Source organism: Streptomyces halobius (assembly GCF_023277745.1).
GTDB lineage: Bacteria > Actinomycetota > Actinomycetes > Streptomycetales > Streptomycetaceae > Streptomyces > Streptomyces halobius.
In genome coordinates this window covers 4,772,555-4,794,611 of record NZ_CP086322.1, presented here as the reverse complement: position 1 = coordinate 4,794,611, position 22,057 = coordinate 4,772,555, and the positions used below count along the sequence as shown (strand labels likewise).

Sequence of the window (22,057 nt, the reverse complement as noted above, 5' to 3'; positions counted from 1 at the left end):
TTCGCAGTGCATGTATCCGGCAAAAGCGGTCATAGCATCACAAGACATGTGCACTGTGTGCAAGCACCCCATAACGACGTGTTGAGTGCTGAGTTGGATGGGAATTGGGTGGGGGGCGGGGTGTTTGTGGGTCTGGGGACGCGTGAGGCGCCATAGGAGGTGCTGGCGGGGTTGGCTGCGGGTTTTATGGAGGGCGGTGGCGCGCGGGGGCGCGTACGGGCCGCGTGCGGGCCCGCGAGGGGTGACGTGCAGGAGGGCGATCTGCTTCTCGGCATCGCGGGCCGTGTGCGGGCGCGAGGGGGCGGCGGGGGAGCGGATACGGTGAAGCCCCCCGCCGGTACGGGCGGGGGGCTCGGTGTGTGGGGGCGCCGGCTCAGAACTCGTAGTCGGCGATCACCCAGGTGGCGAACTCGCGCCACCGGGCGACGGCGGCCTGGTGGGCCGGGTGCTCGATGTAGCGCTTGAGGGCGTCCGTGTCGGCGACGGCCGAGTTGATCGCGAAGTCGTAGGCGATCGGACGGTCGGTGATGTTCCAGGCGCACTCCCAGAACTCCAGCTCCGGAATCCGGCCCTTCAGCTCCATGGTCGCGCGCACGCTGGCCCGCACGCGTTCCTCATCACGCGAGACACCTTCGTTGAGCTTGAACAGGACCAGGTGGCGGATCACTGGGGCCTCCGTGCGGCGGATATCGGGGAGCCGGAGTCCGGCCCGGCGCCGGACCGTCCGATGTCTAGCTGATCAGCTGCGTCATGAACGCGCCGACGCCCTGGGCAGCGGTCGAGATGCCCTCGAAGCCTATCCGGACGAGATCGGCGGCCCGGCGGGGGGAGGTGATGATCGTGTAGAGCACGAAGACGGTGACCACGTAGATCGCGATCTTTTTCGCTTGCACCATCAGTCGCGTCTCCCCTGTGACCGTACCTGCAGTTCCCGAGTGCAGTCGGGTGAGTCTAACCACAGGTGTTCGAGGGCAGAGGTGGGGATTGTGTGTCATGTCCCCGCGGGCCGCCTGCCACTGATCCGGTCTTTAAGGACCAAAGGCCCGCCAAATGAGGCCCTTCGCCCAGCCGTTGAGCGGCCCGTCAGGGGCAGTATGGGTGATGTGTCCGGCGGATCTGGCAGGAATCCGCTGGTCCTGGGATCAGGACCTCGCTGCGGGGTCCGCGCCGCGAACTCCCCCTGACTGCGGCGTGGACTTGGAGGTTCGGTCCTCATCGGGGGAAGCGGCCTGTCCCCCCGACGCCGCTTCCCCCGACCCGAACGGCTCCTCTGAGCGGGCCGTCCCCCCGTTCCCTCCCTCTTCTTTTCCCTTCCCTTGGCCTCGTCGGCGCCTCGCAACCGACGGGGGCGGTCCCGCGTCCGAGGGAGGTCGACAACCTCCGTCAGGGTGCTCGTCGACGCACGCCCATAATGGCTGGACGCCCGACAGGAGGGGGATTGGATCCATGGAGATGAACTCGGTACGCCCGTACGGAGATTCGCGGCGCACGCGGCGGCAGTGGGCACAGCGGCAGCAGGCGCGGCGGCGTCCGGCCGTGGTGCTGGCGCTGCTGTTCGGTCTGCTGGCGGCGGCTGCCGCACCGGCCGCCGCCGCAGGCGTGAGCGCCCCGCACACCGCGGCGACCGTCACGCATACCGCCGCGGAAACGGATGCCCGTACGGCGGGCACCGCGAGCACGGGCACCGGAGCGGCCACCGGGACCGCCGCCGGAACGGTCACCACCGCCTCGTCGCAGCACGGCTCGGCATATGTCGATCTGGCCGGCAAGAAGTCCAAGTGGAAGTCGAAGGCGAAGAAGAAGTCGAAGAGCTTCTTCAAGAAGCTCGGCATCATCGCGATCGTGCTGTTCGTGATCTTCCTCGTCATCGCCATCGCGGTGATCTGGCTGATCGTCCACTTCGTCCGCCGGGCCTTCCGGCGGCGCAACGACTAGGCCCGACTGGGGCCGACCGGGCCCTGATCCATGGACAGGCCTCAGGCCCGCCGCACCGCCCTGTCCGCCGCCGCCCCGAACGCCGGCCGGGGCGGCGGTGAACTGCCGGAGAAACTCGCGGTGATGGGAAAGACGGCGATCAGCGGCGACCGCCCGCCCCAGGGGCGCCACGCAACATCCGCCTCCGACACGGAGAACGGCCGGAGCGCCCATACAACAAGACACCCACACACAAAACACCGACACGCAAAAACACCCCGCCGGTCAGTGCTTCCACTGACCGGCGGGGTGTTACGAGCGGTAGCGGTGGGATTTGAACCCACGGAGGAGTTGCCCCCTCACGCGCTTTCGAGGCGCGCTCCTTCGGCCGCTCGGACACGCTACCGAGAGAGAGCTTAGCCCACGGGGGGCCGTGCACCGAAATCGGATTCCCGTCGCTGGTCAGCGGGGTCCGGCGATCACGTCGGTGATCACGTCGGTGATCGTCTCAGCGGCTGCGCCGGCAGTCGTGTCAGTGGCTGCGCCGGCGGTCTGTCAGTGGTCGCGTCAGCGGTCGCGGAAGAAGGCGGTCAGCCGGTCCGCGCACTCGGCTTCGAGGACACCCGTGATGACCTCGGGGCGGTGGTTGAGGCGGCGGTCGCGGATGACGTCCCAGAGGGAGCCGGCCGCGCCCGCCTTGGCGTCACGGGCGCCGTAGACGACGCGGTCGACGCGGGAGAGGACGATCGCGCCGGCGCACATCGTGCAGGGTTCGAGGGTGACGACGAGGGTGCAGCCGGTCAGCCGCCATTCGCCCGCCCGTCTCCCGCCACCACCCCGGCCGGAATCGCCCCCGGACTCCGTCCGGGGGGACCCCCAGCGCGATGCTTCCTCTCTCAGGTTTCGAGCCGCCGACCGCAGCGCCAGGATCTCCGCGTGGGCGGTCGGGTCGCCGGTCGCCTCGCGTTCGTTGTGGCCGGTGCCGAGCACCGTGCCGTCCGCGGACAGCACGACGGCGCCCACCGGGACGTCACCGGTCCCGGGGGCGCGGGCGGCCTCGTCCAGCGCCTGACGCATCGGGGCGATCCAGGGATCGCGCAGCGGGTCGGGCGCGGAGGAGGGCTCAGGGGCGGATGGGGGCACGGTCATGTCCCCAGTGTCGGGGACGTGACCGGGGGGCCGGGCCCAGGGGCAGGACGGGGGCCCGGCAGGGCTCAGCGCACGGTCTCCAGGACGTCCGTGCAGCCCAGGGCGTCGGCGATCTCGGAGAGTGCGTCGCCCTCCAGGCCGAGCAGCTCCTTCTCGCCGACGCCGAGGTCCTCCAAGAGCCTCGCGTCGCCGAGCGGCCCGTGCGGCACCGGGCCGCCGGCCAGATCGTCGTCGATGTTCTCCGGTTCCGTTTCGGGTTCGCCGTCCTCCGTACCGTCCAGGTCGAGGCTGTCGAGTTCGTCCGCTTCGTTGGAATCGCGGCCGAGGAGCTCGTCGGTCAGCATCGCGCCGTACGAGCTTCTGGCAGCGGCGGCGGCGTCGGAGAGAAACACCCGAGGGTCGTCCTCGCCTTCCACCCGGACGACACCGAACCAGGTGCCCTCCTGTTCGATGAGCGCCACCACCGTGTCGTCGTCGATCGCCGCCTCTCGGGCCAGATCGGCCAGATCGGTCAGCGTCTCCACATCGTCGAGCTCCGTATCGCTCGCTTCCCACCCTTCTTCGGTGCGCGCGAGCAGTGCGGCGAAGTACACCGTGACTCTCCCACTGGTCATAGGGCGTGCCGGGCCGGGCGGGGCGGCGCTGCACGCCGCAGTCCCGCCCCTTCGGAATCGTGGCAGAAACATCGCGTTCGCGCGGGGTCTTCGGCGCTGCGTCGTGATGAGGATGTGAGAGATGTCGCTCACGTGCCGCAGCGTGGGAGGCGGTACGGGGGGTGTGTGACCGTCTGCGGGACGCGGCACGGGGGGAGGCGCCTACCAGCGGAACGTGCGCATCCGCATGACCTGGCGCATCCGGGCGGCCCGCGCGCGGCGCGGCTGGACGCGGTCCCGGAGCTCCCTCGCCTCATGCAGCTCCCGGAGGAACTGCGCGCGGCGTCGTCGGCGCGCCGCATCGCTCTCGACGCCCTGCACTCCGGACTCGCCCCGCACATCGGACTCGCCCCGCACATCGGACTCGCCCTGCACATCGGACTGGGCTGCCGTAATGTCGTCGGTCTGCTTACGCTCCGGCACGCTGCACACACCGCCTCGGGTGGGTCCTCGCCCGACGACGGGTCGGCGTATCGGGCGTATGGGCTCACTTTCCCTCGCCCCGACGGTTCGATGCCAGTGCGGGGCGGCCGGAACCGTCACCGGGCGACGCGGGGGCGGGCATCGGCGGCTTCCGGCTCGGTTACTGTCGATGCCATGCGGATCCACGTCGTCGACCACCCGCTGGTGGCGCACAAACTCACCACACTGCGCGACAAGCGCACCGACTCCCCGACTTTCCGGCGGCTCGCCGACGAGCTGGTCACCCTGCTCGCCTACGAGGCCACCCGTGATGTGCGCACCGAGCAGGTCGACATCGAGACGCCGGTGACGGCGACCACCGGGGTGCGGCTCTCGCACCCGCGCCCCATGGTCGTACCGATCCTGCGCGCCGGTCTGGGCATGCTCGACGGCATGGTCCGGCTGCTGCCCACCGCCGAGGTCGGCTTCATGGGCATGGTGCGGAACGAGGAGACCTACGAGGCGCACACGTATGCCACACGCATGCCGGACGACCTCTCGGGCCGCCAGATCTACGTCGTCGACCCGATGCTCGCCACCGGCGGAACGCTGGTCGCGGCGATCCGCGAGCTGATCAAGCGGGGCGCGGACGATGTCACCGCACTCTGCCTGCTGGCCGCGCCGGAGGGCGTCGAGGTCATGGAACGGGAGCTGGCCGGTACGCCGGTGACGGTGGTCACCGCGGCGGTCGACGAGCGGCTGAACGAGGACCGCTACATCGTGCCGGGACTCGGTGACGCGGGCGACCGGATGTACGGCAACGCGGGCTGAGGGCTGCCCTCTGCGGCTGATCCTCCCTCACGCTTAAGGCGCGGGGGACCCCCATCGCTCTCGCGGAGGTGGCTGCTCGCCGTTGGGGTTGCTCAGTTGACGGCTGAGGTGTTCGGCGCCGGTTTTCGTGGCTGAGGTGCCCGGCGCCGGATGTCTGAGGTGCCGGGCGCGGGCATTGATGGCTGAGGTGCCCGGTACGAGGATTAATGGCCGAGGCGCGCGGCACGGGGTGATGGCTGAGGTGCCCGGCGCGGACACTGATGGCTGAGGTGCTCGGCACGAGGGACCTGGTGCCGTCTGTGCGGGCCGGGACCCGAGCACGTGCGCGTTCAGCACTTCGCGGCGGCCGATGGCTCCGGCGACGGGCGGTTCAGCAGGGCCAGTGCCTTCTCGGCGTCCTGCACCCTGGTCAGTTCCTTGAAGGCGTCGCCGAGGATCAGGTCGAGATCGCCGCCCTTGCGGCCGTCCGTCCGCTGCTCCGCGCCGACCAGCTGGGTGCTCAGCACCTTCAGCGAGCCGGCGGCCGCGGTCTTGGAGCCGAGCAGTATCCCGGTGCCCTTGACCTTCTTGTCGAAGGGCGCCGGGGCGTTGCCCACCTTGCCGATCTTGAAGCCGCGCCTCTTCAGCTCGTCGGCGGTGCGCCTGGCGAGGCCGCTCTGCTGAGTGGCGTTGAGGACGTTGACGGTAACGGCCGCGGGCTTCGGCGGCTTGCCGGCGACGGGCTTGGCGCGGGAGCCGTCCGAGGAACCGGGCCGGGGGCATTTCTTGTCGTCCTGGGTGGCCCGGGCGGTCGTGCTGCTACCGCCGAAGACATCGATGAGCTGCAGGGTTCCCCAGCCGCCCAGGCCGAGGACGCAGGCCGCGGCCACGAGGGTGAGGATGATCCGGCGGCGGTGTCGGGGACGGCGCATCCGCGGGTACCTGTCGCCCGTGATGCGGTACTTCTTACCGCCCATGCCTGGGGGCGTCAGCATGCTCATGTCCGCAGCGTAGTGCGGGGCGGGGAACATGCCTACTAAATGATCAACGCGTGGCGCGAGACCCAACCCAAAAGGATCAATTCGGGCGGCGGATGCCCGTTGTGTCAGCCCAGTTCGAGCACCCGGGCGTGCAGCACCTGGCGCTGCTGGAGGGCCGCGCGTACGGCGCGGTGCAGTCCGTCCTCCAGATAGAGGTCGCCGTCCCACTTCACGACATGCGCGAAGAGATCGCCGTAGAACGTCGAGTCCTCGGCGAGCAGCGTTTCGAGATCGAGCTGCTGCTTGGTGGTCACCAATTGGTCGAGGCGTACCGGGCGGGGGGCCACGTCCGCCCACTGGCGGGTGCTCTCCCGGCCGTGGTCGGGGTACGGTCGCCCATTTCCGATGCGCTTGAAGATCACACGGAAAGCCTACCGGGCGAGCGGCACCGGGCGCAGCCATGCCGCGGCAGCGCATAGGGGGTGAATCCCGATAAACGGGGAGTGACGCGTGGGGGTGGGGTCGGTGATTTGCGGGGTCGGGCAGGGTGGGGGCCGCTTCTGCGGCGTCTGGGGATTCGACACGAATGGGTTACCTGGGAGCACTGCGCTTGACCTCGGCCGGCTTGGGGGGTGCTGCGCTTTGCCTGAGCCGACATGGTTGCTCGCTGTTTTCGGCTTCCCCGCCGTGGGGGTGTTTCGCCGTCTCTCCCCCACGGCCTGAACGGCGGGAAGCCGAAAAGGGCGCACGCCCGCTGCAGGCGAGCACCAAGTCGGCTCACGTCGAGCGCAGCGTCAGCGCTTGATGGCGCTGGGACGGAGCTATCTCGACTTCGCGCTGGCCCATCGCAGGATGTTCCAAGGTGATGCCACGTCATAATACAGAGAAAATAAAGGGATTGATCCTGCGGAGACCATTCTGCTGCTCTTCGACGTACTCGTTGACCTGGTCAGCAGGGCGCTGCTGGGGCCGATGTGGCTCCGGCGGTGGTCGCGGGCGCGCTGTGGGCGAATCTGCACGGCATCACGCAGTTGTGGGGTGGGGCAGTCTCCAGTTCGCCACGGGAGCCGACGACGTCGAACCCCCCTTGTTCCGTGCCGCGTTGGACGCGCACCTCGGGCCGGAAAACGGGACGGGGGCGCGGGGCGATGAGCTCATGGCTGCGGCGGGGTATCACGCTCATCGGCAGGGGACCGGCACCGGCTGTCTCATGGCCGTCGTGGGCCTGCTCGTCTTCGCCGGCCGACACGGCGACCGGTAGGCCACCGGCAGGTCTTCGGCATCGGGACGCTGGGTTTCGCCGCGACGTCGGCGGGGATCGGACTGGCCCCCGAGGTCGGCTGGGTGATCGGTCTGCGCGTCGCCCAGGGGTCTTCGGCGCGCTGCTGGCGATCAGGCTGCCCGGTCGGGTGAGGCGTGCTCGTGCTCGCACACCTCGTCGGTCCCGTGGACACCCCATGCCGGGAACGGGTCGTCGGCCGGTGCGGGGGCATCCTCCTCGGGGGCCAGAAGGCAGGCGGTGAGGGCGGCCCGGAGGCGGTCGGCCTGGAGGGTGGTGCCGATGAAGACCAGTTCCTGGCCCTGCTGCCGGTCACTCAGGCCGTCTTCGCCGCCCCCGCCGTCCATCCCCGATGGTTCAAAACGCGCGACCGTGCCGGCCTGGGACCACAGTCCGGTGATGCCAGGGCGGGACGCCAGGCGGAAGAAGCCCTTGGAGCGGAGGATGTCGCCGTACGCGCCGCTGTCCAGCTCTTCGGTGACGAAGTGCCAGAGGCGACCGGGGTGGAAGGGCCGCGTGTCCCGGAAGACGGTACTGGAGATGCCGTACTCCTCGGTCTCCGGCACATGGTCGCCGTTGAGCTCGCGGACCCACCCCGGGGCCTGCTGGGCGCGCTCCAGGTCGAACCGGCCGGTGCCCAGGATCTCGGCGGGCGCCACCCGGCCCCGCTGGACGGGGACGATGCGCGCGGCCGGGTTGAGCCGGGCCAGCGTCGCCTGAAGGCGTACGGCGGTTTCCGCGTCGACGAGGTCCAGCTTGTTCAGGACGATGACGTCGGCGAACTCGATCTGGTCCATCAGCAGGTCGCTGACGGTGCGTTCGTCGTCCTCGTACTGGTCGAGGCCGCGCGCGGCCAGGCCGTCGCCGCCGGTGAGTTCGGGGAGGAAGTTGGCGGCGTCGACGACGGTGACCATGGTGTCCAGGTGCGCCAGATCGCCGAGGGTGGCGCCGTCGTCGCGCGGGAAGGCGAAGGTCGCGGCGACCGGTATCGGCTCCGAGATACCGCTGGACTCGATCAGCAGGTAGTCGAAGCGGCCCTCCCGGGCCAGCCGGTCGACTTCCTCCAGGAGGTCGTCGCGCAGGGTGCAGCAGATGCACCCGTTGGTCATCTCGACCAGCCGCTCCTCGGTGCGGGACAGCGCCGCCTCGCCCCCGCGTACGAGCGCGGCGTCGATATTGACCTCGCTCATGTCATTGACGATGACGGCCACCCGCAGGCCCTCCCGGTTGCCCAGGACGTGGTTGAGCAGGGTGGTCTTGCCCGCGCCGAGAAACCCGGAGAGCACGGTGACGGGCAGCCGGACGGGAACCCGCGTGGGTCCGGACGCCTCCCGGGGATGCGCCATGGCCGATCAGTCCTTCGGATCGATCAGGCCGAGCCGGTACGCCTTCACCAGGCGCGGCGGGACCTGGAGGACGGTGCCGTCGACGGTGATCGGCACCAGCTGGGGCGCGGTGGCCTTCCACTGGGCGCGGCGGTGGCGGGTGTTGCTGCGGGAGAGCTTGCGCTTCGGTACGGCCATGGGTCGGGGCCTCCTTCGGGTGGGTGGGCGTCAGGAGGGAGAGGGTATATGAAAATGGGTACCGTTTCTAATTAGTGCCTCGGGGGGCCGCTGCGCTTGGCTTGGGCCGGTTTGGTAGCTGGCCGTTGACGGCCGTCCGGCCGTTGGGGGTCGCCTGCGGCGGGCCTGCGCCGACGTCTTCGGCTGTCCCGCCGTAGCACCTGCGGTGGGCTGTTGCCGCTGCGCGGGGCTGTTCGGCAGCGGCGCCGGACCTCCGGACTCCGTCCTGCGGACCGGCACCTCCCGAGGGGGGTGGGAGAAGACCGGTGGGGGTACGCGTAGCCGGTCGTGGGCACCTTGTGAACGCGACCACAGACACCCGACAGACCAGGCCCGCCGCAGGCGCAACGGCGAAACACCCCCATGGTGGGAAGCCAAATGGTCGGCTCGGGCCCGCCGCAGGCGCACCCCCAGCGGAGGGAAGCCGAAAACGGTGCAGGCCCGCCGCAAGTGCAATTACCCCAACTCCCCACCTCACCGGGCAATTTGCCGCCTTACGAAAGGGAGATCGCCGCGGCCGGGCAGATGGCTGCCGCCTCCCGTACCGCCTCGTGCAGCTCCGCCGGAGGCTCGGTGTCGAGGACGACGACGATGCCGTCCGCGTCGCGCTGGTCGAAAACATCGGGTGCCGAGAGCACACAGCTTCCGGCGCCGCAGCACTTCTCCTGGTCGGCGTGAACGCGCATGGTTCTCCTTCGTGGTGGCCCGGTTGCGGGAAACGGCAGGGGAGATGGCCGGGGAAACGGACCGGGAAACGGACGGATGGGAGTAAATGCACCGGGTGCAGGGGCGGGGGCAGCGGCCCGGGGCGCGTACGTCGAGGCGCCTCGGCTCCCGGCCTCGGCCTGCCTCGGCCCGCACCAGGCCCCCGAGGCGCGGCGGCCCCGAGGCGCGGCGGGCGCACCGGATCACACTCCGAGGAAGGCGCAGCCGAAGCGGCTACCACGCGACCGGCAACGCATGCACCCCATAAATCCCCATGTCGTGCCGGAACGAGACGTCCTCGAAGGCGATGTCCAGGCGCAGGCCAGGCAGTCGGCGCAGCAGCGTCTCCATCGCGATCTGCAGCTCCACCCGGGCCAGCGGCTGGCCGAGGCACTGGTGGACGCCGAAGCCGAAGGCGACATGACGCCGGGCGTCGCGGCCGATATCGAGTGTGTCGGCGTCGGGGAAGACGTGCTCGTCGCGATTGGCCGTGTTGATGGTGCACAGCACGCCCTCGCCGGCGCTGATGGTGCGGCCGCCGACGGTGACATCCTCGGTGGCCACCCGGGGGACGCCGCTGTGCACGATCGTCAGGTAGCGCAGCAGTTCCTCGACGGCGACCTTGGTCAACGAGGGGTCTTCGCGCAGCCGGGCCAGCTGGTCGGGGTTGCGGAGAAGGGCGAGTGTCGACAGGGCCGTCATGTTGGCGGTGGTCTCATGGCCGGCGATCAGCAACAGACGGCCGGTGGCGGCGATTTCGGTGTCGACGAGGTCGCCGCGGGCGACCAGCCGGCTGATGATGCCGTCGTCCGGGGCGTCGTGCTTGGACTCGGCGAGACGGGTCAGATAGTGCAGCAGTTCCTGCTGCGATGTGCGCACCTCGTCTCTCGTCGAGCGGAGGGTGAGCAGCACGCGGCTTCGTTCCTGGAAGAAGTCGTGGTCCCCGTACGGGACGCCGAGCAGCAGGCAGATCACCAACGACGGCAGTGGCAGCGCGAATTCGCTGACCAGGTCGGCGGAGGTGCGGCCGTCGGTCATCCGGTCCACCAGTTCGTCGGCGATGCGCTGCACCTCGGGGCGCATCGACTCCATCTTCTTGACCATGAAATCGGCGGTCAGCATGCGGCGCAGCCGGGCGTGGTCCGGGTCGTCCATGCGGAGGAACGACCGGTTGCCGTCTACGAGTTCACGCAGGCCGGGGGTGAGGAACGGGAATCCCGGGTGGGTGGCGTCGGCGCTGAACCGCGGGTCGCCGAGCACATCGCGTACGTCCTGGTGGCGGGTGACCAACCAGCAGGAAAAGCCGTCCCACAGCGTCGCCCGGGTGACCGGTTCCTCCCGCCGCGCGTGCTCCACGTCGGGTGCCGGGTCGAAGGGGCAGCCGCTGGCGCGTGCGGCCGGGAAGTCGAGGGTGGTGTCGAGCGTTTCTGCGATCGGCATGCGGCTGGTCCTTCCACGATCGGACACGGCGTTGTGCTGCCGTGGAGTGCGAACTGCCAACGTCGGGTCGGGTGTTCATGGCCGGGTTGCCCGACTGTCGGGTTGCCCGGCTGCTGAGCTGCCCCGTTGTCGAGGTGCGCGGCTGCCGAGCTGTGCGGGCATGCGCGGCCATATGGACTTAGTTACCTAACGTAGGTAACTAAGTTGTCGGCACGCTAACCCACCCCGAGTGGGGCGGGGAAGGGGAGATCGCGGCCGCCCGAAGCTTGGCCGAATTCTGTACGTATCCGGGATGCAGAGCGCCACGGACGGCAACGGAACGGGTGCGGAGTGAGGCGGACCGAGCCGGAGGCCGGGCCGGGAGCGGCTCCCTTTACAGGCCGCTAAAGTGCGCCCATGCCGACCCCCGCAAGAGACCAGGACTCCATCGCCGCGCTGCAAAGAGTGCTGGCCACGCTGTCCTACCTGCTCACCCGTCCCCAGGCGCACGAACGCCAGGCGGCGCGGGCGGGTGTCCGGGCGGGACGTTCCGACCTGTGGCTACTGATGGCCCTGGACGGCAACGGAGGCGTCAGCAGGGTCGGCGATCTGGCAGCCCTCCTCATGGTCGAACCGCCTCATGTCACCCGGCAGATAAGCCGGTTGGAGTCCCAGGACCTGGTCGAGCGCACCGCGGACTCCCAGGACCGCCGGGCCCGGAAGGTGGCGATCACCCCCCATGGCAGGGCCGCCCTCGAACGCCTCCAACAAGCCGGCCAGGCCACCCTCCACCAGGCCCTGGAGGGCTTTGACGACGCCGCTGTCGCCACCACCGTCGCGGTACTCGACCACCTGGTGAACGCGGCCCGGAGGCTGAATGCGGAGGAGAAGCGGTAGCGGGATCGGGACGGGAAGGGTGTGCGGGTGGCCGCCGTTGACCCGCTGGAGGTCGAAGCCGGCGGGGAGGCTGAACCGGGGCTTCGCACCATCCCCTCCCCCCTCGCCGCCCCTTCACGGTTAGCGTGCCGCCGGGCCGCAGTACGCGCCGCAGTTCGGCCAGCGCCCGCCCGACGGCCGTCAGATGCTCCAGCACGAAGCACGCGAAGACGTGGTCGTATGTGGCGTCGGCGAACGGCAGGGCGTACAGGTCGCCGTGCCGCCACTCCACCGATGCCTCCGGGGCTTGCGCGGCCACGTATGCGCGGGCCTGCGCCGGTGACCTCGTGGAGCGGTCGACGGCGACGATCTGCGCCCGTTGCTGTCCTTGACCAGATGCGCCGTCTGTGCGCCCACCCCGCAGCCGGCCTCCAGCACCCGGCTGCCCGCGGGGTACGCCGTCGCCGGTCGTCCCGAGGCGCTGAGGGCGTTCGCCGTCGGCGCGGGCACCTTCGGCCTCCTCGTGCTGTGGAAGTGGCTGCCCGCCAAGGTACGGCTGGTGCCCGGCCCGCTCGCGGCCATCGGCATCGCCACCGTCGCGACCGCGGCGCTCGGGCCGCGGAGAAGGTGGGGTGGCCCGCTACGCCGGGCCACCCCACCCCTACCTCTCCCGCTCTGCCCGATTACCCCAACGCCCGTTCCAAGCCCGCCAACGCCGACTCCAGCTCCTCACAGGTGATCGTCAGCGGCGGGGCAAGGCGGATCGTGGAGCCATGGGTGTCCTTGACCAGGACGCCCTCGCGCAGCAGACGTTCGCTGATCTCGCGGCCGGTGCCCAGGGCCGGGTCGATGTCGACTCCGGCCCACAGGCCGCGGGCGCGGAAGCCGTTGACGCCCTTGCCGGTCAGGGCGGTCAGACCGGTGCGGAGTACCTCGCCCAGTTCGGCGGCGCGGCGCTGGAAGTCGCCGGTGGCCAGGAGGTCGATGACGGCGGAACCGACGGCCGCCGAGAGCGGGTTGCCGCCGAAGGTGGAGCCGTGCTGGCCGGGGCCCAGTACGTCGAGGACCTCGCGGCGGGCGACGACCGCGGAGACCGGGACGATGCCGCCGCCGAGTGCCTTGCCGAGGAGGAGGACGTCCGGGAGGACGGATTCGTGGTCGACGGCCAGCGTCGTCCCGGTGCGGCCCAGGCCGGACTGGATCTCGTCGGCGATGAAGAGGCAGCCGGTCCGGCGGGTCAGGTCGCGTACGCCGGACAGGTAGCCGTCGTCGGGGATGTTGACCCCCGCTTCGCCCTGGATGGGCTCGATCAGCACGGCGGCGGTCGTCTCGTCCACGGCCGCTTCGAGGGCGGCGAGGTCGTTGTAGGGGACGACGCGGAAGCCGGGCGCGAAGGGGCCGAAGCCGGCGCGTGCCGTCTCGTCGTTGGAGAAGCCGACGATCGTGGTCGTACGGCCGTGGAAGTTGTCGGCGGCCACGACGATGGTGGCCTGGTCGGCCGGGACGCCCTTGACGTCGTACGCCCACTTGCGGGCGACCTTGATGCCGCTCTCCACCGCCTCGGCGCCGGTGTTCATCGGCAGCACCATGTCGAGGCCGGTCAGCGCGGCCAGCCCCTCGGCGAAGCCGGCCAGGCGGTCGTTGTGGAAGGCGCGGGAGGTGAGGGTGAGCTGGTCGAGCTGGCGGTGTGCGGCCTCGATCAGCGCCGGGTGGCGGTGGCCGAAGTTGAGGGCGGAGTAGCCGGCCAGCATGTCGAGGTAGCGGTGCCCCTCGACGTCCTCGACCCAGACGCCTTCGGCGCGGGCGACGACCACGGGCAGCGGGTGGTAGTTGTGTGCGAGGACCGGGCGCTCGGCGGCGATCAGCTCCGTCGACGAACGGGCCGACGAGCCGGCCGGCGAGCGGGGCGCGGAGACCGGGGCGGTGCCGTTGGCGGTGGTGGCGGGAGTACGGGTGGGAGCGGTCATCAGCGGATCTCCTGGGTGCAGCACTTGATGCCGCCGCCGGCCTTGTGGAACTCCGACAGGTCGACGGGGACGGGGACGTAACCACGGTGGGTGAGCTGGTCGATGAGGCCGGTGGCCCGTGGGGCGATGAAGACATGACGGCCGTCGGAGACGGAGTTGAGGCCGAACGCCATCGCGTCGTCCCGGGTGGCGATCACCGCGTCCGGGAACAGGTGCCGCAGCACTTCGCGGCTGCCGGACGAGAACGCGCCGGGGTAGTAGGCGATGTTCGCCTCGCCCGGTGTGGGCGTCCCGCCCGGTGCCGTGACCGTCGGTGTGTCCGTTGCCGTGGCTGTCGCCTCGCCCGTCGCGGTTGTCGCCGCCCCGGTCGTCGCCGCCGCTGTCCCGTCCATCGTCACCGTCCCGTCCAGGACGAACAGCGCGGTGTCCAGGTGGTAGAAGTACGGGTCCACCAGCCGGAGCCCGATCGTCGGCAGGCCGAAGAACTCCTGCACCTCGGCATGCGCCTCCCGCGAGGTACGGAAGCCCGTACCGGCCAGGATGCAGCGGCCGGCGGGGACGAGATCGCCCTCGCCCTCGCAGGGCGACTCCGGCCGGTGGACGTCGTAACCGGCCGTCTCGAACCAGGTCGCGTACGCGCCGGCTTCCGGCTGCCGCTGCACCGCCCGGAAGGACGAGCCGAAGACCCGGCCGCCGACGACCAGCGCGGCGTTCGCCGCGAACACCATGTCCGGCAGGCCCGCCACCGGGGCCACGGTCTCCACCGTGTGACCGTGCTCGCGATATGCGCTGATCAGCGCCTCCCACTGGCGGCTCGCGAGGGCCTTGTCGACCGGAGCGGCCGCACGCATCCAGGGGTTGATCGCGTACTGGACGTCGAAGTGCCTGGGCTCGCAGACGAGATAGCGCCGGGGGGCCGGTGCCGGCAGATGAGGTGCCGAGGCAGTCGTCGGCACGCTCGTGAGCACATCGGCCGGCAGACTCATCGGCGGACTCGTAGGCGAACTCGTCGGCAGACTCGTCGGCAATGAAGGCTCCCTTCGCTTCGTGCGTGCGGTGATATGCCGGGTGTGTGTTGCTTGCGGTGACTTGGGGGCGTGTTCCGGGCGCAGGGGAGGTAACCGATTGTCACTGATCATGACCTGCGGTGCTATCACGGTACGGAGTGACCGATTCCGGCCACAAGAACAAAGAGCTGCTCAATAGCGCATGAATGCTGCGCATCAGAGGCACTCAGCGCAGCTTTGCTGCGTCATGCGGGGCGGTTACCCGGTTCACCACTCGAATGGTTCACCGTCCACCCTCGCCTTCCCGTCGCGCTCGCCCTCGCTGTCGCCCTCGCCCCGGTCGCCTGGAGCAGAGGACTGGCGGGCGCCCGCCTCTGGGCTGTCCGGCAGCAGATGGGACAGCACCATGTAACTGATCGTCTTGCGGATGAACGGCTCGGCCCTGATCCGTTCGAGCACCTCCTCGAAGTGCTCGACGTCGGTCGCCCGGACATGCAGCAGCGCGTCGGCGCCCCCTGTCACGGTCATCGCGGCCGCGATCTCCGGATGATTGCGTACGACCTCCGCCAGACGGCGGGGCGGTGCGGCGCTGTCGCAGTACACCTCGACGTACGCCTCGGTGAGCCACCCCAGGGCGGCGGGCCGGACGGTGGCGGTGAACCCCGTGATGACGTTGTTCTCCCGCATCCGGTCGACCCGGCGTTTGACCGCGGTGGCCGACAGGCCGATGGCGGTACCGATCTCCGCGAAACTGGCCCGGCCGTTCTCGATCAGCGCCGCGACGATCTTCCGGTCCAGGTCGTCGAAGGGGGCGGGCTTGGTGGTCATGACGGGGACCTTAGCGCTGCGCCCGGTGTGTGGCTGCTGCGTACTCGGTGGAGCCGGTGCGGCCGGGAAGGCGAGGGTGGGGCCGTGCGGGTCCTTGCTGCCACGTACGGGGACGAAGTCGGGGATGCCGGGGGCTATTTCTCTGCAGTCCCCGCCGTCGCGATCGCTGTAGCTGCTCTTGATCCAGGTGTGCGCCACCTCGATGCAGTCCCCGCCGTCGCGGTCGCTGTAGCTGCTCTTGATCCAGGTGTGCGCCACCTCGATGCAGTCCCCGCCGTCGCGGTCGCTGTAGCTGCTCTCTATCCACGTCGCCGCGCTGAGCCCGTGTCTGTTCATGGTGCCCGTACCCTCCACTACTTCGCTGATCAGCGCAGCAGACTCCCGGGCTGACAGAGCGTCTGCCCTGAGCAAATCATGGGTCTGGCTGTGACAGCGGGAGTTGCGGGCGCTGTCCGTTGATCCGGCGTTTGCCGCGGAGTTCGGTGAGCAGCTACGCCAGTGCCTCGCCCGGCAACGTGAAGAGGCCCTGTTGGTTGCGATCTTCGAGGAAGCGGCGAGGAGCGAAGGGGAGCTGCCGTGAGCTGTCGTGAATCCGGCGCCCGGCAGCCCGTGCGTAACCCGTGGGCAGTCCGTAGGAAGTCCCGTAGGTATTCGCGAAGAGCTCCACAGACACCGTTGGCCGGTCCCCAGTCCTCACCACAGCAATGGCCGAATCTCATTGTGGTCCGCGGACCTGGGCTCTTGAATCGCTCATGCCGATCGGCAGAAGCCGCTCATCGGCAGCAGCAAGAGGGAAAGCGAACCCATCAGCGGGAGACAGAGCATGGGAACCCATCGCGCGTCGGCGGTGTTGCGTAGGACGCCGCGTCGGCGGCTGGCGGTCGGCATCGCCACCGCGGCCTTCGGTATCAGCGGACTCGGATTCCTCGCCGCCAGCGCCCAGGCGGCGCCGCCCCCGACCTTTTCGACGGAGAGGTTCAACGAGCTGATGAGCCTCCCCCTGGACAGGTTCATGGAGGAGGCGAAGAAACACGATCCAGCCGATAAGACCCCGGATGAGAACGGCATACGGTGGGACAACGACGGGTGCTCTGATCCGTTCGGCATCTTCAAGGGAGGCCGTGCCGAGGATGCCTGCGTGCGTCACGACATGGGCTACCGCACCCTTCAGCAGAACGGCATGTGGAATAAGTCCAGCAAGCCGGAGATTGACAAGAAGTTCTACGACGACCTCAAGAATCTCCATGACGCGAACGCTGTCGACACTCCGCTGTGGCAGAAGTTCGGCCTGGAATGGGGCGTCTATATAGGTACAGAGATTCCGTGTAAGCCCTATCCCATCCTTCCGTGTTACGACCAGAGCACGGAAGTCCCCTACACATTCCCCGGCCCTACGCCTACGCCTACACCTACGCCTGGACCTGACACCGGCGCCGGCGGCTTGGACCGCCCGTAGGGAATTCCGTACCGGCGCGGGGCGGGCCGGAGAACGGCGGGCGGACGGAGGGGACAAGACAGCCGGAGGGATGGGTGACGAGGCGGGGTGCGGGGCGGTCGAGGGGTTGGGTGACGAGGCGGGTGACCGCCAGGGCGTTGCGTCGCCCCACGGATAGGCTGTCCCGATGTCCAACCGCCAGAAGCTGATCCTCGAAGCCGCGACCCGACTCATCGCCCGCCGCGGTGTGCGCGGCCTGCGGGTGGAGGAACTGGCGGCCGAGGCCGGGGTCTCGACCGGCCTCATCTACTACCACTTCGGCGGCCGCGCCGGGCTGATGCGCCGGACGCTTGAGTTCATCAACGAGCGCGCCGGGCGGTATACGGAACCGTCGGTGAGTCCGGACACCGATCCCCGTGGTTGTCTCGAAGAGATGCTGCTGCTCGAACTGCAGGACGTGCCCGAGGTGAGGGAGAACAGCACCGCGTGGGGCGAGTTCCGGGCGAGTGCCATGTTCGACCCCGAGCTGCGGGAACAGCTCCGTGAGGCCACCGCCCAATGGGTCGACGATGCGGGCGATCTCATCCGCCGGGCGCAGGAGGCCGGGACGGTCCGCGGTGAGGTGGTCGCCACGGACGTGGCCGAGCGGCTCACCGCACTTGTCGAGGGCCTGGGCGAACGGTGGCTCACCGGCGCGATTCCGCTGGGCCGGGCGCGCGATCTGTTGCGGGCAGCCGTGATCTTGGAACTGGGCCCGGCCGGGCGGGGGTAGCGGAGCAAGCCCCGCGCCTCTCCACCGGCCTTCTCCCTCCACCGGGGCGCCACCAGCCCCTGCCTGATTCCTTGTCTGAAATTTCAGTTAGTATCATCGTGCAGGCATGCGAAAACGAAAACATCGCCCCCTGCCCGATCCGCCCCCGCCCGCCTCCTGGCCCTCACCTCCCTCCCGCCGCACCGTCCTGCGCTCCCTCGGTGGAGCCGCCGCGCTCGCGCTCGGAGGCGTGGCATGCTCCCCGGAGGGCGGGTCCGCGTCGGCCGGCCCGTCGGCCACCCAGCGCCGCCTGGGCGCCGAATGGGAGAGCCATGCCCGTACGTTCATGGCCTGGCCCGCGTCGAAAGCGATCTGGGGCCGATATCTTCCCGAGGTCCGCCGGGACATCGCGGGACTGGCGCGCGCCATCGCGGCCTACGAGCCCGTGGTGCTGCTCGCCCGGCCCGGACAGGAGGACGCGGCGCGGCGGGCGTGCGGCTCCGCCGTCGAGATCGCCTCCATCGCGGTGGACGATCTGTGGACGCGCGACACCCTGCCGGTGTTCGTGGCGGACGGAGAGCGGGTCCGGGGCGTCGACTTCAACTTCAACGGCTGGGGCGGCAAGCAGGCGCGCCGTTTCGACGCTCGGGTCGCCCGTAGGGCCCTCGCCGAGTACGGCATTCCCCGCGACCGGACCTGGGTCGTCGCCGAAGGCGGTTCGTTCGAGACGGACGGCCGGGGCACGCTCATGGTGACCAAAAGCTCGCTGGTCAACGCGAACCGCAACCCCGGCAAGAGCAGGCGGCAGATCGAGGACGCGCTCAAAGAGGTGCTGGGAGTGCGGAAGGTGATCTGGTTCGCGGGCGTACGCGGCGAAGACATCACCGATGCGCACGTGGACTCGATGGCCCGCTTCGCCGCACCAGGTGTGGTGCTGCTCGACAAGGCGTTCCCGGGATCGCCTGCCGACTCCTGGTCGCGGGCCAACGAACAGGCCAAGAGCGTCCTGAAGGACACGACGGACGCCCGCGGCAAGCCCGTTGAGGTCATTGAGCTGCCTCAGCCGGACCCTTACGAGATCACCGGGCGCGGCGACGCGTTCCTGTCCTCGTACGTCAATTTCTACGTCGCGAACGGCGCCGTCTTCGTCCCGCGCTTCGGTGACGCGAAGGCCGACGACCGTGCCCGGCAGATCCTGCGTGACCACTTTCCCGGCCGCGACATCGTGCCCGTGAAGATCGACGCGATCGCATCCGGCGGGGGCGGGATCCACTGCGCGACCCATGACCAGCCGGGGAAGCCGGCCGGGTAGCCCGTTGTCCGGCGGCGGCTCTGGCTCCGCCGGTGGGGCTTTGCCGTAATGTGCCAGGGCTGTCGATTCCTGGTGTGAGGCGATCTGGAAATGGGTGAGCTGTACTCGCCGATCGAGCCGTACGAGAAGGGGATGCTCGACGTCGGCGACGGCAACTCCGTGTACTGGGAAGTCTGCGGCAACCCGGACGGCAAACCCGCGCTCGTCGTCCATGGCGGGCCGGGATCAGGGTGCAGTACGGACGTGCGGCGCTACTTCGACCCGGACCGGTACCGGATCGTCCTGTTCGACCAGCGCGGTTGCGGACGCAGCCTCCCGCACGCGAGCGACCCCGACACCGACATGCGTCCGCAACGCCGCGTACCGCATCCCCACGGTCGATTCTTCTAGAATGTTCAATATGGCCCTGACATGAGGGGCTGGCGATGATGACCACGGAGAAGGCCCTGCCGGACTCTGCGGGCCGGGCGTTCGACATGACGAACGCGGCCACTGCCGAACTGGACGCGGCGGGCACGGTCGTCGCATGGACCCCCGCTGCCGAGCGCCTGCTCGGCTATCGGGCCGAGGAGATCCTCAACCGCCCCGCGGCGCAGCTGCTGGCGATCCCCGGGGACGAGGCGAGGGTGGCCGCCGTCGCCGAGTGGTGCCGCAGGGGGGACGGCTGGAGCGGATCGCTGGCGGCGCGCCACCGCGACGGCCGGAGTGTGCAGCTGGCGGTGCAGGTCATGCCGCTCCTCGACGCGGTCGGCCGGGAGCGCTGGTCCGTCCTCGCCCTCGAAGAGTGGCGGGTGCCGGGGGGCGGGGTGAACCAGCTGATGCTGGAGCCGTATCTCGCCCACGCGCCCGTCGGGATGGCCGTTCTGGACACCGATCTGCGCTACGTCTGGGTCAATGACGTCCTGGAGCGCCTGATCCCGCTGGAGCGGCGGCTGGGGCGGCAGGTGAGAGAGGTGCTGCCGCGGCTGGAGGCGGAGGCGTTCGAGGAGCGGATGCTCAAGGTGCTGCAGACCGGGGCTCCGGTGATGGACTACGAGTTCTGCAGCCCGACCTACGCGGACCCCAACCAGGAGCGCGCCTACTCGGCCTCCTTCTTCGCGCTGGAGGACCCGCACAGCCGGCGTGTCGGCATCTGGTACATGGTCATCGACGTCACCGAGCGCTGGCGGGCCCAGGGACGGCTGGCCCTGCTCAACGACGCCAGCGCCCGGATCGGCAGCACGCTGGACGTCGCCCGGACCGCACAGGAACTGGCCGATGTCGCGGTGCCGCCGCTGGCCGACTTCGTCGCCGTCGATCTGCTGGACTCGGTGCTCAAGGGCGAGGAGCCGGTTCCGGGCCCGGTCGACAGCGCCCCCACGCTGCGCCGCTGCGGCCAGAAGTCGGTCCGTGCGGGCGCTCCGGAGTCGACCCTGGCCGTGGGGGAAAGGGTACGGCGGTCCGCGTCGTCGCCGATCGCCCGCTGTCTGCTGGCGGGCAGGGCCCTGGTGGAACCGGTACGGGACGTCGCCACCAACGCCTGGGTCGCCGAGGACCCCGCGCAGGCCGACATCATCCGCAGGTTCGGGTTCCGCTCGGTGATGGCGGTGCCGGTGCAGGCGCGTGGCGTCACCCTGGGCGCGGCGACCTTTGTACGGTCCCGGCGGCTGGGGCCCTTCGAGGAGGGCGACGTACAGCTCGCCGAGGAGCTGGTCACCCGTGCCGCGGTGTGTGTCGACAACGCGCGCCGCTTCACCCGTGAACGCACCGCCGCCCGTGTGATGCAGCGCAATCTGATGCCGCACGCGCTGACCGGCGGATCCGCGCTGGACGTCGCGTCGTGGTACTTCCCGGCGGACGCGCCGAGCGGGGTGGGCGGCGACTGGTTCGACGTGATCCCGCTCTCCGGGGCGCGGGTCGCCCTCGTCGTCGGGGACGTCGTCGGACACGGCATCAACGCCGCGGCCACCATGGGACGGCTGCGCGTCGCCGTGCGGACGCTCGCCAATCTGGATCTGCCGCCCGATGAACTCCTGGCCCGGCTGGACGACTTGGTGATCGGCCTCGTGGAGCAGCACGGCGCGGACGAGTCGGCGGTGGCCGAGGACGAGAGCGTGGCCGCCACCTTCATGGGCGCCACCTGCCTGTACGCCGTGTACGACCCGGTCAGCAGGCGCTGCACGCTGGCACGGGCCGGCCATCTGCCGCCGATGATCGTCAGTCCGGACGGCGCCGTGGAGCTTCTCGACCTGCCCGCCGGACCGCCGCTCGGCCTCGGGGCGCTGCCCTTCGAGCCCGCCGAACTGGAGCTGGCCGAGGGCAGCCTGGTCGCGCTCTACACCAACGGCCTCATCGAGACCTGGGACCGGGACATCAGCATCGGCCTGTCCCGGATGAGCAACGCCCTCGCGGAGCCCGGAGCCACGCTGGACGGGGCCGGCCAGAACGTGATCAAGGCCCTGCTGACCGGACCGCCGTCCGACGACGCCGCGCTGCTCCTCGCCCGGACCCGCGCCCTGGGCGCGCATCAGGTCGCCTCCTGGGACCTGCCCGCCGATCCGGCCGTGGTCGCCGGCGCCCGCACCCTCGCGGGCCGGCAGCTGGTGGAGTGGGGCATGGATGAGCTGCGGTCCACCACGGAGCTGATCGTCAGCGAACTGGTCACCAACGCCATCCGGCACGCCGCCGGGCCGATCACCCTGCGGCTGATCCGGCAGACCGCCCTGATCTGCGAGGTCACCGACGCCAGCAGCACCTCCCCGCATCTGCGGCACGCCCGTACGACCGATGAGGGCGGCCGGGGGCTGTTCATCGTCGCCCAGCTGACCCGGCGGTGGGGGACCCGTTACACGGCCAACGGCAAGATCCTCTGGACGGAGCAGACGGTTCCGCCGCTGCGCTCGGCCTAGCCGATGGGTGGTGGGGGTGCTGAACGTTGCCAGGTGCGGCGCCGTTACGGCGTGTTTCCGCTGCGCGGGGCTTTCGGGTGCGGTGACGGCAGGGGCCGTACGTGGCCCGTGCGTCGACTC

At 70.0% G+C, this 22,057-nt stretch carries 21 protein-coding genes, 1 tRNA gene and 3 pseudogenes; 8 read left to right on the top strand and 17 right to left on the bottom strand.

Annotated elements, in window-relative coordinates; genetic code table 11:
• Positions 1–373: 373 nt before the first annotated feature.
• Both K9S39_RS21780 and K9S39_RS21775 read right to left on the bottom strand, forming a co-directional pair.
• Positions 374–667 (bottom strand): Dabb family protein, encoded by a 294-nt coding sequence (locus K9S39_RS21780; protein WP_248865042.1) that lies wholly within the window; start codon positions 665–667, stop codon positions 374–376.
• A 64-nt stretch (positions 668–731) separates the two neighbouring features.
• Positions 732–896: a hypothetical protein gene (locus tag K9S39_RS21775; RefSeq protein ID WP_248865041.1), complete on the bottom strand. Its 165-nt coding sequence runs from the start codon at positions 894–896 to the stop codon at positions 732–734.
• Between the two features lie 550 nt (positions 897–1,446).
• Here K9S39_RS21775 and K9S39_RS21770 point away from each other — a divergent pair.
• On the top strand, positions 1,447–1,935 hold the full coding sequence (locus K9S39_RS21770) for a hypothetical protein (protein WP_248865040.1): 489 nt from the start codon (positions 1,447–1,449) through the stop codon (positions 1,933–1,935).
• 298 nt (positions 1,936–2,233) lie between these two features.
• Here the strand turns inward: K9S39_RS21770 and K9S39_RS21765 are convergent.
• The 4 genes from K9S39_RS21765 to K9S39_RS21750 form a co-directional block, all read right to left on the bottom strand.
• Positions 2,234–2,320: transfer RNA gene (locus K9S39_RS21765), tRNA-Ser, on the bottom strand.
• Positions 2,321–2,481: 161 nt separating this feature from the next.
• Complete coding sequence (locus tag K9S39_RS21760) at positions 2,482–3,063, bottom strand: nucleoside deaminase (protein WP_248865039.1); 582 nt, start codon at positions 3,061–3,063, stop codon at positions 2,482–2,484.
• Between the two features lie 65 nt (positions 3,064–3,128).
• The gene (locus K9S39_RS21755) at positions 3,129–3,656 is read right to left on the bottom strand and encodes a tRNA adenosine deaminase-associated protein (RefSeq protein ID WP_248868893.1); all 528 of its coding nucleotides are present in this window, start codon (positions 3,654–3,656) and stop codon (positions 3,129–3,131) included.
• A 222-nt stretch (positions 3,657–3,878) separates the two neighbouring features.
• The gene (locus K9S39_RS21750) at positions 3,879–4,073 is read right to left on the bottom strand and encodes a hypothetical protein (protein WP_248868892.1); all 195 of its coding nucleotides are present in this window, start codon (positions 4,071–4,073) and stop codon (positions 3,879–3,881) included.
• Between the two features lie 240 nt (positions 4,074–4,313).
• On the opposite strand from K9S39_RS21750, the gene upp reads away from it, so the two are divergent.
• Positions 4,314–4,949 carry a uracil phosphoribosyltransferase gene (gene upp / locus K9S39_RS21745; protein WP_248865038.1) on the top strand — a complete coding sequence of 212 codons (636 nt, stop codon included), beginning with the start codon at positions 4,314–4,316 and terminating at the stop codon, positions 4,947–4,949.
• A gap of 329 nt (positions 4,950–5,278) precedes the next feature.
• Here upp and K9S39_RS21740 read toward each other — a convergent pair whose 3' ends face one another.
• From K9S39_RS21740 to K9S39_RS21710, 6 genes are all read right to left on the bottom strand, one after another.
• The gene (locus tag K9S39_RS21740; protein WP_248868891.1) at positions 5,279–5,923 is read right to left on the bottom strand and encodes a LytR C-terminal domain-containing protein; all 645 of its coding nucleotides are present in this window, start codon (positions 5,921–5,923) and stop codon (positions 5,279–5,281) included.
• Between the two features lie 110 nt (positions 5,924–6,033).
• Entirely contained in the window at positions 6,034–6,330 is a 297-nt protein-coding gene (locus tag K9S39_RS21735; protein ID WP_136742157.1) for a type II toxin-antitoxin system VapB family antitoxin, read from the bottom strand.
• A 970-nt stretch (positions 6,331–7,300) separates the two neighbouring features.
• Positions 7,301–8,533, bottom strand: a complete 1,233-nt coding sequence (locus tag K9S39_RS21725; protein ID WP_248865037.1) for a GTP-binding protein — start codon at positions 8,531–8,533, stop codon at positions 7,301–7,303.
• A gap of 6 nt (positions 8,534–8,539) precedes the next feature.
• Positions 8,540–8,710, bottom strand: a complete 171-nt coding sequence (gene rpmF / locus K9S39_RS21720) for a 50S ribosomal protein L32 (RefSeq protein ID WP_248865036.1) — start codon at positions 8,708–8,710, stop codon at positions 8,540–8,542.
• 533 nt (positions 8,711–9,243) lie between these two features.
• Positions 9,244–9,435 carry a ferredoxin gene (locus K9S39_RS21715; protein ID WP_248865035.1) on the bottom strand — a complete coding sequence of 64 codons (192 nt, stop codon included), beginning with the start codon at positions 9,433–9,435 and terminating at the stop codon, positions 9,244–9,246.
• A gap of 253 nt (positions 9,436–9,688) precedes the next feature.
• Positions 9,689–10,894, bottom strand: a complete 1,206-nt coding sequence (locus K9S39_RS21710; protein WP_248865034.1) for a cytochrome P450 — start codon at positions 10,892–10,894, stop codon at positions 9,689–9,691.
• 396 nt (positions 10,895–11,290) lie between these two features.
• Between K9S39_RS21710 and K9S39_RS21705 the strand changes: the two genes are divergently transcribed.
• Complete coding sequence (locus K9S39_RS21705; RefSeq protein ID WP_248865033.1) at positions 11,291–11,770, top strand: MarR family winged helix-turn-helix transcriptional regulator; 480 nt, start codon at positions 11,291–11,293, stop codon at positions 11,768–11,770.
• A gap of 175 nt (positions 11,771–11,945) precedes the next feature.
• Here the strand turns inward: K9S39_RS21705 and K9S39_RS42455 are convergent.
• From K9S39_RS42455 to K9S39_RS21675, 5 genes and pseudogenes are all read right to left on the bottom strand, one after another.
• A pseudogene (locus K9S39_RS42455) lies at positions 11,946–12,119 on the bottom strand (class I SAM-dependent methyltransferase); the annotation flags it as partial.
• A gap of 313 nt (positions 12,120–12,432) precedes the next feature.
• Positions 12,433–13,716 (bottom strand): ornithine--oxo-acid transaminase, encoded by a 1,284-nt coding sequence (rocD, locus tag K9S39_RS21695; protein ID WP_248865032.1) that lies wholly within the window; start codon positions 13,714–13,716, stop codon positions 12,433–12,435.
• Positions 13,716–14,702 carry a dimethylarginine dimethylaminohydrolase family protein gene (locus K9S39_RS21690; RefSeq protein ID WP_248865031.1) on the bottom strand — a complete coding sequence of 329 codons (987 nt, stop codon included), beginning with the start codon at positions 14,700–14,702 and terminating at the stop codon, positions 13,716–13,718. The genes rocD and K9S39_RS21690 overlap by 1 nt, the downstream gene beginning before the upstream one ends.
• A 288-nt stretch (positions 14,703–14,990) precedes the next feature.
• On the bottom strand, positions 14,991–15,551 hold the full coding sequence (locus K9S39_RS21685; protein ID WP_248868890.1) for an Lrp/AsnC family transcriptional regulator: 561 nt from the start codon (positions 15,549–15,551) through the stop codon (positions 14,991–14,993).
• Between the two features lie 117 nt (positions 15,552–15,668).
• Positions 15,669–15,887, bottom strand: a pseudogene (locus K9S39_RS21675) (DUF397 domain-containing protein); the annotation flags it as partial.
• A gap of 487 nt (positions 15,888–16,374) precedes the next feature.
• Here K9S39_RS21675 and K9S39_RS21670 point away from each other — a divergent pair.
• From K9S39_RS21670 to K9S39_RS21650, 5 genes and pseudogenes are all read left to right on the top strand, one after another.
• A complete protein-coding gene (locus tag K9S39_RS21670; protein WP_248865030.1) occupies positions 16,375–17,007 on the top strand; it encodes a phospholipase A2 in 633 nt (210 codons plus the stop codon).
• 166 nt (positions 17,008–17,173) lie between these two features.
• Positions 17,174–17,758, top strand: coding sequence for a TetR/AcrR family transcriptional regulator (locus K9S39_RS21665; protein WP_248865029.1), 585 nt, complete (start codon positions 17,174–17,176; stop codon positions 17,756–17,758).
• A gap of 106 nt (positions 17,759–17,864) precedes the next feature.
• Complete coding sequence (locus tag K9S39_RS21660) at positions 17,865–19,049, top strand: agmatine deiminase family protein (protein WP_248865028.1); 1,185 nt, start codon at positions 17,865–17,867, stop codon at positions 19,047–19,049.
• A 90-nt stretch (positions 19,050–19,139) separates the two neighbouring features.
• Positions 19,140–19,397 (top strand): annotated as a pseudogene (locus K9S39_RS21655) (alpha/beta fold hydrolase); the annotation flags it as partial.
• A gap of 77 nt (positions 19,398–19,474) precedes the next feature.
• Positions 19,475–21,937 carry a SpoIIE family protein phosphatase gene (locus K9S39_RS21650; RefSeq protein WP_248865027.1) on the top strand — a complete coding sequence of 821 codons (2,463 nt, stop codon included), beginning with the start codon at positions 19,475–19,477 and terminating at the stop codon, positions 21,935–21,937.
• Positions 21,938–22,057 lie beyond the last annotated feature (120 nt).